This is a genomic window from Streptococcus sp. 2022WUSS037 (assembly GCF_044427225.1).
In the GTDB taxonomy this organism is placed as follows: Bacteria; Bacillota; Bacilli; order Lactobacillales; family Streptococcaceae; genus Streptococcus.
Window position 1 is genome coordinate 29869 of sequence record NZ_JAOTGJ010000016.1, and the last position, 13312, is coordinate 43180.

General features: G+C 42.3%; 10 protein-coding genes. 1 reads left to right on the forward strand and 9 read right to left on the reverse strand.

The window, feature by feature from the left end; genetic code table 11:
- Complete coding sequence (locus ODU55_RS06985; protein WP_099833056.1) at nucleotides 1-999, reverse strand: ABC transporter ATP-binding protein; 999 nt, start codon at nucleotides 997-999, stop codon at nucleotides 1-3.
- A gap of 375 nt (nucleotides 1000-1374) precedes the next feature.
- Nucleotides 1375-3165, reverse strand: coding sequence for an oligopeptide ABC transporter substrate-binding protein (locus tag ODU55_RS06990; RefSeq protein WP_099833057.1), 1791 nt, complete (start codon nucleotides 3163-3165; stop codon nucleotides 1375-1377).
- A 211-nt stretch (nucleotides 3166-3376) separates the two neighbouring features.
- Here ODU55_RS06990 and pbp3 point away from each other — a divergent pair, with 211 nt between their 5' ends.
- The gene (pbp3, locus tag ODU55_RS06995) at nucleotides 3377-4618 is read left to right on the forward strand and encodes a D-alanyl-D-alanine carboxypeptidase PBP3 (RefSeq protein WP_398582367.1); all 1242 of its coding nucleotides are present in this window, start codon (nucleotides 3377-3379) and stop codon (nucleotides 4616-4618) included.
- Between the two features lie 568 nt (nucleotides 4619-5186).
- Here pbp3 and sufB read toward each other — a convergent pair.
- From sufB to mecA, 7 genes are all read right to left on the reverse strand, one after another.
- Nucleotides 5187-6602 carry a Fe-S cluster assembly protein SufB gene (gene sufB, locus ODU55_RS07000; protein WP_398582368.1) on the reverse strand — a complete coding sequence of 472 codons (1416 nt, stop codon included), beginning with the start codon at nucleotides 6600-6602 and terminating at the stop codon, nucleotides 5187-5189.
- Between the two features lie 285 nt (nucleotides 6603-6887).
- Nucleotides 6888-7328, reverse strand: coding sequence for a Fe-S cluster assembly sulfur transfer protein SufU (gene sufU, locus ODU55_RS07005; protein WP_398582369.1), 441 nt, complete (start codon nucleotides 7326-7328; stop codon nucleotides 6888-6890).
- A complete protein-coding gene (locus tag ODU55_RS07010) occupies nucleotides 7315-8538 on the reverse strand; it encodes a cysteine desulfurase (RefSeq protein WP_398582370.1) in 1224 nt (407 codons plus the stop codon). The genes sufU and ODU55_RS07010 overlap by 14 nt, the downstream gene beginning before the upstream one ends.
- Nucleotides 8539-8541: 3 nt before the next feature.
- Nucleotides 8542-9804, reverse strand: a complete 1263-nt coding sequence (gene sufD / locus ODU55_RS07015; protein ID WP_398582371.1) for a Fe-S cluster assembly protein SufD — start codon at nucleotides 9802-9804, stop codon at nucleotides 8542-8544.
- A 16-nt stretch (nucleotides 9805-9820) separates the two neighbouring features.
- Nucleotides 9821-10594, reverse strand: a complete 774-nt coding sequence (sufC, locus tag ODU55_RS07020) for a Fe-S cluster assembly ATPase SufC (protein ID WP_172006950.1) — start codon at nucleotides 10592-10594, stop codon at nucleotides 9821-9823.
- 470 nt (nucleotides 10595-11064) lie between these two features.
- Complete coding sequence (locus ODU55_RS07025; protein ID WP_398582372.1) at nucleotides 11065-12237, reverse strand: glycosyltransferase family 4 protein; 1173 nt, start codon at nucleotides 12235-12237, stop codon at nucleotides 11065-11067.
- A complete protein-coding gene (gene mecA, locus ODU55_RS07030) occupies nucleotides 12234-12956 on the reverse strand; it encodes an adaptor protein MecA (RefSeq protein ID WP_002938171.1) in 723 nt (240 codons plus the stop codon). The genes ODU55_RS07025 and mecA overlap by 4 nt, the downstream gene beginning before the upstream one ends.
- Nucleotides 12957-13312: the final 356 nt, after the last annotated feature.

The following is a 13312-nucleotide window of genomic DNA, read 5'->3' on the forward strand; positions in this document are numbered from 1 at the left end:
TTAGGCCTCCCCTTCAAAATAGAATGTCTCATGGCAGGTACAGCGAACAAAGTGATTTGGACCTACCTCGTGCATGCTCGGATTCTCTTCATGAGCCTCTGCTCCAATCCACGGAATACGTGGAGCAAAGCGACACCCCTTACGAACCATTTTGGTAATCGGCGGCACAATACCTTCAATAACATGAAGATCGCCTCCTTCGCTACCTGATTGAGGATTTGACTTCAAGAGCGAACGTGTATATGGATGTTTTGGATTGGTAAAGAGTTCTTCTACTGGCGCTACTTCGACAAACTGACCACCGTACATGACAGCCACACGATCAGCAGTTTCTGCAACTACTCCCAAGTCATGGGTAATCAAAATAATACCAGAACCTGTCTCCGCTTGAATATCATTTAAGAGATCCAAGATTTGTGCTTGAATTGTAACATCCAAGGCTGTTGTCGGTTCGTCCGCAATAATAATTGGCGGTTTACAAGACAAGGCCATCGCAATAATGATACGCTGACGCATACCACCTGAAAGCTCATGTGGATACTGTTTAAATGTCCGCTTAGGATTTGGAATACCTACCTGAGCCAAGAGTTCCAAAACTCGCTCTGTACGGGCATTGGCATCCAAATCAGTGTGATAAAACAGCGCCTCATCAATCTGTGCACCAATCGTCATCAATGGATTCAGAGAAGCCAAGGGATCTTGGAAAATCATACCAATATCATTACCACGTACCGTATTGTACTTAGCTTCATCCATACCAATCAATTCTATATCATTGTACTGGATGCTTCCTGTGATTTTGGTATTCAAAGGGTTATGCAAGCCCATAATGGTCGTTGCCAAAGTTGACTTACCACAACCAGATTCCCCTACAATTGCCAAAATTTCATTTTTTTGCAATGAGATGTCAACACCGTCAACAGCATCAAAATAATCATCTCCAATACGGAAACCGACGTGTAAATCTTTAATGTCTAAAAGCGGTTTTTCGGTAGCCACGCTTTTTCCTCCTTTATGTGCCAGCTAATCAAGCTCAATCAATTCAATAGCCTTACGATTATCAAGTTCATATAATGTTTGATTAACTGACTTTATATAACTACTCTAGAATAACATATTTCTATCAATTATCGTTTGATAGCGGTTACCCAGAAGTAAAAAATGTACTATATCCAATCATAAATCAATACCATCCCTATTACTGTCTCAATTAGAAATTGAGTAGGTTAATGTGATCCATCTTGAGTTTTTGTTAGTAGTGACTCATTTTTTGTGTACTGAGTCTACTATACCATAATTATCAGAAAATTCCAATAGCAATCTGAAAAAAGCCAAGCAAGTTGGCTTTTTCAAATTCTATTGTCTTCTTGCAGACTATTCTGCTACTACACCTTTATCAGCTGTAAGTTCGATATTTTCAAGAGCGATACCTTTTTCTGAAGCTGAACCATAGTTAGAATCATAGTTTTTCACACGTTTGTTAAGGGCTGTGATTGACTCAGATTCAAATGTTGGAATAGCAAATGCTTGCTCGTGAGCATATTTTTGCCAAGCCTTATAGTTCTCAACATTTTTCTTATCGTCAAATGATTCTGTTGAGCTGATTGCATTCAACAACTTAGTATTTTCATCAGACACGAAACGTGACATGTTGAAGGCTGCGATTGGACCCCAAAGTCCTGTTGGGTTTGGATCGTAACCTGTTGACCATCCACCAGCATACATATCAATAGCAGCATCATTAGCCTGAACTGAGTTATAGAACGACTTACCTTCAACTGTACGTCCTGTGTAAAGTTCGACATTCAAGCCAACTTCTTTCCACCAAGCAATGTATTGTTGTACGAGTGCTTCGTTCGCTTCTGTACGTTTACGAGCAGCAAAGGTAATCTTGAATTCCTTACCGTCTTTGCCTTCACGGATACCATCGCCATCTACGTCTTTGTAGCCAGCTTCTTCCAAGAGTTTTTTCGCTTTTTCAGGATCGTATGAATAGCCTTCCAACTCTGAATCATGAATATCGCCGAAGAATGAGATAATCAATGAGTTTGCAGGGTGGTAAAGACCATTGTACAATGAGTCACCAGCTGTCTTAGTATCAATCGCATAGGCAATTGCTTGACGAAGTTTCACATCATTCATCTTAGCATTTTCATCCATGACGTTTTTCTTAGCAGACTCGTCATATTTACCAAAATTAAATGAAATGTATTCATAAGCTGAGTCCAAAGAACCAACGATATTCAAGTTAGAAGCATCCTTGTATGAATCCAACTGGTCAACAGGCATATCTGCGATGTCATAGTTACCAGCTTTCATTTCAGAAACAATAGTATCTGGAGATACGATGTCAATCTTCAATGAGCTTGTTTTTGGCGTTGTACCTTTGAAGAAGTATTCGTTTGGTACGTAAGTGATAGACTCACCGTTTACGATTTCCTTGATTTTCCAAGGTCCCATACCAACAAGTTTAGATGTACGTGAGTACTCGCTCTTTTCCCAGTCTGCAACAGGGATATCTTTATAGATATGTTCTGGTTGGATATAAGCTGGGACATCACCACCGGCATACATCATAGAAGGTGACATTTCTTTTACAGTCAATTCTACTGTGTAGTCATCAATTTTCTTAAGACCTGAGATATCTGAAGCAGTTCCAGCAACAAATTCATCCATACCCACAATGTTCAAGAATTTATCATCAAAACGAACACCTGTATAGTCTTTGCTTGCCATTGACTTGATAGTAAAGATGTAGTCATTGATTGTAAATGGCTCACCATCTGACCACTTGTAATCTTTACCTGTCAAACTAACAGTGATTTTCTTACCTTTTACATCAAATTCAGCTTTAGCAAGACCAGAATCATCTAACTTACGATCTCCATCGTAACCAAACATTGAAATATCAACCATTCCACCAAATGTTGAGTCAGTTGTGTTTTCAGTCAACTCGTCAATCAAGAGACCTGATGAAGTTGTAGCTGAAACAAATGCATATTTCAATTGAGCATCTGCGACTGCTGTTCCATCTTGTTTTACTTCAGATGGGAATGACAATTCTTGTTTTGCTGCACCTGATTGTTTAGAACCACATGCTGCAAGAACAGATGCTGAAAGGAGAGTCACACCTGCAAGTGCAAAAAGTTTCGTTGTCTTTTTCATAAAACACCTCTGTTTTCTTTTTGTTTGACACTTATTACATGTCTTATAAAAATCATTATATCATAAAATTTTCTTAAATAAAGCCTTTTTGTCAGAAAATTTTGTAAAAACATAATTTTTCAGCATTTTCTCATTTTTTACATGTTTTTCCCAAGTTTTTCTCACATTTCTTGTGATATAATAGAAACAAATAACAGATAAAGGAACGATTATGCGTAAACTTCTAATAACACTCACTACGATTATTGCATTTTTTTTGACTTCCACACCGATTATTGCAGAAGATTTTTCTGTTGCAGCCAAGCATGCTATCGCAGTTGAAGTAAGTAGCGGCAAAATCTTGTATGAGCAAGATGCCGAAACCAAAGCAAGCATTGCTTCTATCAGTAAGATATTGAGCATTTACCTGGTCTACGAAGCACTGGTAAAGGGTGAGATTACTTTAGATACTATGGTAGATATTTCTGATTATCCCTATAGCCTCACTTCTAATACAGAATTAAGCAATGTCAACCTAGATGAACGTTCCTATTCAGTAAGAGACCTATTAAACGCTTCTTTAATAACATCATCCAATAGTGCTATTATTGCTCTGGCAGAAAAAATAGCCGGTAGCGAAGCTGCATTCGTGGATCGAATGAAAGCAAAAGTCCAAGAATGGGGAATTACTGACGCAAAGATTGTCAATGTATCCGGACTAGACAATACCGACTTGGGTGAAAATATTTATCCAGGCTCCAGTCCTGAAGATGTAAATATGTTTTCAGCCTTAGATGTTGCTACCATTGCAAGACGATTAATACTCGACTATCCTCAGGTACTCGACATTACCTCACTAAACGCCTACGATTTTGGTGGCTACACTTACTATAGCACCAACCAAATGCTAAGCGATGGTACTCACGCTCGTGGAGGGGTTGACGGCTTAAAAACAGGTACCTCAAACTCAGCAGGTTCAAGTTTTCTTGCAACAACTCAACAAGCTGGTATGCGCATTATCACAGTAGTATTGAATGCCACTGATGGGCTGACCTCTCCAGAAAATCGCTTTGTCGCGACAAATGATTTGATGAACTATGTTTATTCTAACTTTTCGCTTGTTACGCTAGTAAAAAAAGGGGAAGCTTTTGAAGGTAGTAAGATAAAGGTTTTCAATGGTGAGAAAGAAACAAGTCCTGTTGTTGCGGCAGCAGATTTAACTGTTGTTCAACGAAATCAAACTGATAATGTCCCCACCGCAACTTTCACAACGGATATAAAAGAAATTGATGCTCCCCTCAAAGCGGGGACCTTGGTTGGCAAACTGCAACTGAAAGATCAAGATCTCATTGGAAAAGGTTATATTTCCGAACAAGCTAGTGTCGATATGATTATCCCTAGCGATATGAAAGAAGCGTCCTGGCCTTTCTCTTGGTGGAATCAATTTGTCCGCTATGTCAATGAAAAATTATAAAAAAATAGTATGTCGAACGATTTTCGACATACTATTTTTATTGTAGACTATCATTCGCTACTCCTATTCTCCAGCCTCGGTTGGAGATTGAGTTGGAGGGAGTTCCTGCGGAACTCCTTACTACATATCATTTTCTTGCAGAAAATGACGAGCGTGGAAGGCACGGAATTGTGATAAGGTTATTATGATTACAAAGAAGAGCGACTGCCGTCGCTCCTCATCTACTACTTCCCTTCCTTGGAGAGAGTTCCTGTGGAACTCCTCACTACATATCATTTTCTTACAGAAAATGACGAGTGTGGAAGGCACGGAATTGTGATAAGGTTATTATGATTACAAAGAAGAGCGATTTCCATCGCTCCCTATCTCCTATTTCCTTGGAGGGAGTTCCTTCGGAACTCCTTATTACATATCGCTTCCTTACAGGAAGCGACGTCAGTAGGATAAAAATAGTCTCCCAGACTATGTTATTTATAGAGAAGAGCGACTACCGTCGCTCCCCATCTCCCACCTCGGTTGGAGATTTTTGGGCTTTTAGCAAACTCATGTTTGCTAAATTGCCAAAAATCTAACCAACCGAGCCCTCCATTTCATAGGCAATCAGTCTGTTGAGCTCGACTGCGTATTCCATTGGGAGTTCTTTGGTGAATGGTTCGACAAAGCCCATGACAATCATCTCTGTGGCTTCGGATTCGGATAGGCCACGGCTCATGAGGTAGTAGAGCTGTTCTTCTGAGATTTTGGATACTTTAGCTTCGTGTTCCAGGGCCACTTGTGAATTGTGGATTTCATTGAATGGAATGGTGTCTGATTTGGAAATATCATCCATGATAATGGTGTCACATTCAATGTGGCTGATTGACTTGGCTGAGTTTTTAGCAAAGGTTACTTGACCACGATAGTTAACTTCTCCACCACCACGGGCAATGGATTTGGATACGATAGACGATGAGGTTCGTGGTGCATTGTGGATCATCTTGGCACCGGTATCCTGAACTTGTCCCTTATTGGCAAAGGCAATGGATAACATAGTTCCACGAGCTCCTTCGCCTTCCAGATAAACCGCAGGGTATTTCATGGTCGTCTTAGCACCAAGGTTCCCGTCAATCCACTCAACTGTAGCATTTTTCTCAGCACGAGCACGCTTGGTTACTAGGTTATAAACGTTATCTGACCAGTTTTGAATAGTGGTGTAACGCATATAGGCACCTTCGTGGGCAATAATTTCCACAATGGCAGCGTGGAGGCTGGCCGTGGAGTAAGTCGGAGCGGTACAGCCTTCTACGTAGTGAACACTCGCTCCTTCATCCACGATGATAAGGGTGCGTTCAAACTGACCTGTTCCTTCGTTGTTGATACGGAAATAGGTTTGGAGTGGAATATCCAATTTAACGCCTTTTGGTACATAGATGAAGGTCCCGCCTGACCAAACCGCTGAATTGAGGGCAGCGAGTTTATTATCTGACGGCGGAACGAGTTTTCCAAAGTATTTTTTGAAGAGCTCGGGGTGTTCCTTGAGTGCCGTATCGGTATCTGTAAAGATAATGCCGTGCTTGTCGTACTCTTCCTTCATGTTGTGGTAGACCACTTCTGATTCGTACTGGGCAGAAGCTCCTGCCAGGTAAGCACGCTCAGCTTCTGGAATACCGATACGTTCAAAGGTTTCCTTGATTTTGTCTGGCACATCATCCCAGCTACGTGCTGGCTTATCCGACGGTTTTTGATAGTAAACAATATCATCAAAATCCAGTTCAGACAAGTCGGCTCCCCAAGTCTGCATAGGCATTTTCTTGAAGGTTTGGTAGGATTTCAAACGGAATTCCAACATCCATTCAGGCTCGTCTTTGATACGGGACATTTCACGAATGACTTCTTCGCTCAAACCCTTACCAGTCGAAGCCACCAGTTCCACGTTCTCGTCATGGAAACCGAATTTGTATTCCCCAAGGTCAATCGGGGTTGGTTCAATTCTTTCTTCTGACATAATATAAGATACTAAGCCCCTTAAGAAAGCAAATGAAAAATAGGAAATCGACTTCGTGTGCAAACACACGCAGAGATTTATCTTTTTTCAAAAGCTTTTAGGGCGAGTTCAATTTCATTTCCAATCAGAAACTGAACAATCCTTTCTGTATGATTTTCATTTTTTGTTTATTTATAGTCTTTTAGTTTACTTTTAGTACTAGGCAACGAGCTGCAGACAGTACTGGAGTACGGCAAAGCGAGTTAACGAAGTAATAAAAGAAAAACTAAATGACTATATTGATGCTCAGTTAGCACTGTCACTTCGTTCCAGTGCTTTCTTAATGGCATTCCATGGAAGTGTGGCACACTTGATGCGTTGGGGGAATTTGGCAACGCCTGCGAGAAGTGAGGCGTCTCCCAGTTCCTTCTGGCGTGTGTCTTCTTGCCCTTGGACCATTTGTGAGAAGATTTCTGCCAGTTCTTGAATCTGACTGATTTCTTTTCCAAGCACTGCTTCGGTCATCATAGAAGCCGATGCGGTTGAAATGGTACACCCAACTCCGTCAAAAGCGATGTCGGCAATCCGACCATTTTCAATCTTGACTGACAATTCAATCACATCGCCGCAGGTTGGGTTGTGGAGTTCTAGCTTTTCCACTCCATCCAAACTTCCGCGATGACGAGGCGACTTGGAGTGTTCAGACACAACTGCCAAATAAAGAGAATCTAATCTAGATAGGGCCATTGAAAAACTCCTTTGTCTTGATGATTGCTTCAACCAACTTATCACAGTCGGCCTTGGTATTGTAGATGTAAAAACTTGCTCGCACGGTGGCTGGCACCTGCAAATATCTGAGAAGCGGTTGGGCACAATGGTGGCCAGCCCGCACAGCAACACCTTCATAGTCCAGAGCAGTTGCCACGTCATGTGGATGCAAGTCGTCCAAGTTAAAGGCGATAACTCCCGTCCGCTTGGACAGGTCCTGACTGCCATAAATGGTCAAACCTGAAATAGCCTGTAATTTGGGAAAGACATAGTCAACCAGCTCTGCCTCGTGGGCCTGGATAGCGTCCATGCCAATTTCCGTTAGGTAATCAATAGCTGCTCCCAGACCAATGGCACCTGCAATGTTGGGCGTTCCTGCTTCAAACTTCCAAGGTAATTCTTTCCAAGTGGCTGACTGCTCATAGACAAAATCAATCATCTCGCCACCGAATTCAACAGGCGACATACGATTGAGCAATTCTTCCTTGCCGTAGAGAATGCCAATTCCTGTTGGACCTAACATCTTATGACCTGAAAAGGCATAGAAGTCCACGTCTAATTCTTGCACGTTGACGGCCATGTGGGGAACTGACTGGGCTCCGTCCACCACCAAGTAGGCACCGACTTGATGCACCAGCTCTGCTATTTCCCCAATAGGAGCCACGCTGCCTAGGACATTGGATACGTGTGCTAGGGAGACAAACTTGGTCTTAGAAGACAGTAGCGACCGCAGGTGGTCCATGTCTAGCTCGCCGTCTTTTAGGGTCACATAGCGGAGCTTAGCACCTGTTTGCTGACAGGCTTGCTGCCAAGGGATGATATTGGAGTGGTGCTCTTGAACCGAGATGATCACTTCCTGGTCTGGCTGGAGAATTTCCTTTGCAAACTGAGCTACCCAGTTGAGACCGGTGGTCGTTCCTCTGGTGAAGAGAATTTCCTTGCTAGACTTGGCCTGGATAAAATCTGCCACCTTCTGCCGAGCCGCCTCGTAGCGAGCAGTTGCCCGTTCCGAAAGGGTGTGAACGCCACGGTGAACATTGGCATTATCCTTCTGGTAATAATCCGCCAGCACATCTAGTACCTGCTGCGGTTTTTGAGTGGTCGCCGCATTGTCCAAATAGACCAGCGGCTCATCGTTAACAACTTGGTCTAGGATTGAAAAATCCTTGCGAATGCGTTCCAAATCCATATCTTATCTCTTTGTTAGTTTTTCTTCAATCACGGCAATCAGTTGGTCACGAACTTCTTTGACAGGAATTTCGGTAATGACTGCGCCAAGGAAACCGCGAACAACCAAGCGTTCAGCAGTTGCTCGGTCCAGACCACGACTCATGAGGTAGTACATGTCTTCTGGATCCACCTGACCGATTGAGGCTGCGTGTCCAGCTGTGACCTCGTTCTCATCAATGAGGAGAATTGGGTTGGCATCGGAGCGAGCCTTGTCAGACAGCATGAGGACACGGCTTTCTTGCTGGGCATCTGCACCTTTAGCACCACGAACAATGTGTCCGATACCATTGAAGGTCAAGGTTCCGCTTTCTAAGATAACCCCATGTTGCAGGATGTGTCCGACCGAATTATGACCATAGTTGGTCACGCGCGTATCCACACCTTGTACCTGACGACCAGATGAAAGGCCGACAACTTTGAGGTTGGCATGACTGCCGTTTCCTTTCAATTCGCTGTCCAAATCGGCAACCACATTTCCTTCGTTGAGCAGACCAATCGCCCAGTCAATCGTTGCATCGTTTCCGAGATAGCCACGACGGTTTAGGTAGGTATCCAAATGCTTACCTAGGCGGTCAATGGCCGCAAACTTGATTTGGCTACCTGCAAGGGCGATCACTTCCACAACAATATTAGCTGAAGTCGCCACTGCTCCGTCACCCAGACTTTCAAAACGCTCCAGGTAATTAAGCTTGGCATTTTTTCCTGCGATGATGAGGACACGTTTGTTAAAGGCAACTGGACTGGTGCTGTCTTGGTAGAAAAGGGCCTCAACTGGCTGGTCGATTTCAACATTATCTGGTACGTAGAGGACCGCTGTTGCGTTAAAATAGGCTGTGTTGTAAGCTGCTAATTTGTGCTCATCGTAGGCTACGGCAACGCCGATGTATTTTTCAAGCACATCTGGAATGACGTCCATGGCTGTGGCAAAGTCTGTAAAGACCACACCTTTTTCTACTAGGTCAGCTGGCAACTGCTCTAAAACTGTTTGGCTGCCAACTTGGACCAACATAGGATTGTCACCGATAGCTGTAAAATCTGGTACAGCCCCGATTTCATCATTTGTGGCTAGGCTTCCGTCACCCAGATTCCAACGATGAAACTTGACCCTCTCGATAACCGGCAAGTCCAGCTCTGCTATTTTGTCAAAAGCCTTAAGACGCAGGTCTGTCAACCAAGTTGGTTCTGCCTGCAAGGCTGAAAATTCTTGAATTTTTTCTTTGGTCATAGCTTCCTCCAAAGACTTAAATGTCATCTTCTTTGTAGTCAATACCAAGCTCAGCTGCAACTTGGACATAACCTTCTTTTTCCAAGCGTTGTGCCAATTCTGGTCCGCCTGAAAGCACGACACGGCCTTCCATCATGACATGGACAACGTCTGGTGTGATGTAGTTGAGCAAGCGTTGGTAGTGGGTGATAATCATGGCACCGAAGCCTTCCCCACGTATAGCATTGATTCCTTTTGACACGACTTTAAGGGCATCAATGTCCAATCCTGAGTCAATCTCATCAAGAAGGGCAAAGGTTGGCTCCAACATGAGCAGTTGCAAAATCTCATTGCGCTTTTTCTCACCACCTGAGAAACCTTCGTTGAGGTAACGCTCTGCCATTTCCTCTTTCATGTTGAGGAGTTCCATTTTTTCATCCAACTTGGTAATGAAATCACGGACAGAAATCTTGTCTTCATCTTCCTTACCAGCATTCATAGCGGCACGAAGAAATTCCGCATTGGTAATCCCTGGAATTTCTGACGGGTATTGCATAGCCAAGAAGAGTCCCATACGAGCACGTTCATCTACTTCTAATTCTAAAATATTGACACCGTCAAAGAGAATTTCCCCTTGGGTCACTTCGTAGCTTGGATTACCCATGATGGCTGCTGAAAGGGTAGATTTACCTGTTCCGTTTGGTCCCATGATGGCTGCAATTTCACCTGTTTTAAGGGTCAAATTCACACCCTTCAAGATTTCTTTGCCTTCAATTTCCACATGAAGGTCTTTGATTTCTAATACTGACATGCTGTGCTCCTTTTCATTTTTTCCTCTTCAAAAACCACATTAACTGACCAAGCTAACTAGATACACCGACAAGACTCAACTTTGGCAGTGGGAAAGAACCCGACCATTCATAGAAGAGTTCGTCAACAAATCTTTATTTCTAGTTGTTTCACTCCACTGGACTGTTAACCACTACTGCGCTGAGATATTGACGCCAACTTTGAGAAGCGGTGCGGGCCTTGAGCCCAGCCTCTTTTCTTGTTAATGATGATTTTCAGAGAGTGCTAATCTATAAAATAGTCTTTTCTGACAATTTTATACTCTTCGAAAATCAAAATTATCCGTTGTCAACTTACCTTGATGAACTCCAGTTCTATCTTCGGCTTCGTTTCCTAGGCTACTTTTGATTTTCATTGAGTATTAATTAACCATATCCACTATATTATATCAAAAAAAGAGCCTGACGGCTCTTATCTTGTTTAGAAAGATTCTTATTTTCTTTTTTTCTCTTCATAGCACTTTTTATACTTTGCGATTTTTTCTTGACGGTAACTACTATTACCAATAAACCGAAGAAGATTGAGCAACGGAGTTCTATTGATACCAAAGATGCCAATCAATTCACAGAGAATCTCAATTCCCAGTCCCATGGTCACCAATAGGAGAATCCCCCCTATTCGACTCGAAACATTGAGCAAAAGAGAGGTCAGGGAGAATAAGAAAGAGATGGCGTAAATCACCAATACCGTGCCACGATGAGTAAGTCCCAGAGAGAGCAAGCGATGATGCAGATGCATCTTATCTGCTTCATAGATTTTTTGCCCAGACAATTTTCGACGAATGATGGCTACTACAGTATCCGTAATAGGCACTCCAAGAATAATCATCGGAGTAACCACTGCAACAGCTGTCGAATTTTTCAGTCCTTGAAGCGACAAGACTCCAATCATAAACCCGATGAAGAGGGCTCCTGTATCGCCAAGATAAATGATGGCGGGATTATAGTTATAAGGCAAAAAACCTACAATCGCCGCAACCAAAACAAAGATGGTTAAGGTCAAAAAAATATTGCTATCATGCAAAAAGAAATAAGACACAATTCCCATCGTTGTCAAGGAAATAATCGATACTCCCGAAACCAGACCATCCAGACCATCAATCAAGTTGACTGCATTCGTAATGGAAACAATCCAAAGGACCGTTAATAGAAAAGAGAGCCAGACAGGAAATTGAAGGAAAGGTCCTCCAAAAGGAATCTTAAAGCTATCAAAACGAAATTCCGTAAAAATCCAAATGAGCGTCGCTGCCGCTAGAATACCAAACATTTTAGGAGCAGGCTTTAGCTCCTTGACATCATCAATGAATCCCGTAAGAACGATAATGCTGGATGCTAGGACCAGGGGCCAGATATAATGCAAGTAAGTACCATGGTAATTGACACGGGTAACAATTCCTGGTAAAAACCATAGGACAGAAATGGTAAACGCCACAAAGATGGCCAGACCTCCCGCTGAAGGCATGGGCACCTTATTTATCCGCCGTGCATTCGGATTATCGACTGCTCCAACCCTCAGGGACATAAAACGAACCAAGGGGGTCGCAATGGCTGATATGACCATGGTTGTAATAATGACCATTATGTATTTTAGAGCAAAAGGAATCATACTGTCGGAACCTTCCTAAGCTCCTCGATTGCCGCAAGCGGAAGCATCAAAGTTCCGTGTTCTTGTAAAGCAGGTCTGGTCAACTTAGTATCATTGGTAAATTCCAACATTCGTGAAAGAATGTAGCCTGGATACTGCTTGGAACGATTTTCTACATTGATAAGAACGGTCAAGTAGTAGTGACCATCCATTTTATATAATTCCGATTCTTCTACTGGATAATCAACCGTACCAACAAAAGTAAACAGATCCTCTATCGTTGGAAATTCCAAAATATAGTAAATATAGCGCTCTTGCTCCTCTTCATCTGCTTCTTCCTCTTGCTCTACCTCTTCCAAATGACGAACGGCTGTTGCATCCGGTGCACTTTTCTCACGAACGGTTTGTTCCAAACTCTTGAAAAACTCATCTGGAGTCATACTTGCGACATCACCAAGTTCCGACAAATCTGTAAATTCATCGAAATTCAAGCTCTGATCCAAATCAGACTTGGTAACAAAGATGTCCACCCGATCTGGCTTCGGAGTCACACGAAAACTCAGCATACCGCTTTCTCGGAAAGTCATTGGTAAATCCAATTCATCCAAAACAGTATAGAAGAACTCCTCTGTCTTCTCTTGCGGAATGAGAAAGTCCGAAAGTTCCATTCCTCTCTCTTCCAAATCATCTAATTTTATAGTGATTTTCAAGGTTGAATCACTAATTTGCTTTACTTTCATAACTACCTCATTCATTGATTCATCAATTTCTTAAAATTGATTGATCATTTTCAATACTCATACATATCTTCCACCATTATACTAAAACCAAGCTCGAAAGACAAAAGAAAAGCAGGTCTCCCTGCTCTTAACGGGAATTTGACAGTTTGAATGACACAAAAGTGCCACAAACGTTGATGTGATGCTATTTTTTTGTCAAATTCTTGCACATATTTATTGCGTACTTTTTTCGTACTGTGATATAATAGAGTGAGGTGCGAATCTATGAGAGTTAAAAAATCAGTATCTAAAAATACAATCAATTATGCCATTATCAAAGATATTAAGGTTGGAAATAAAAGAACTTCTACCATTGT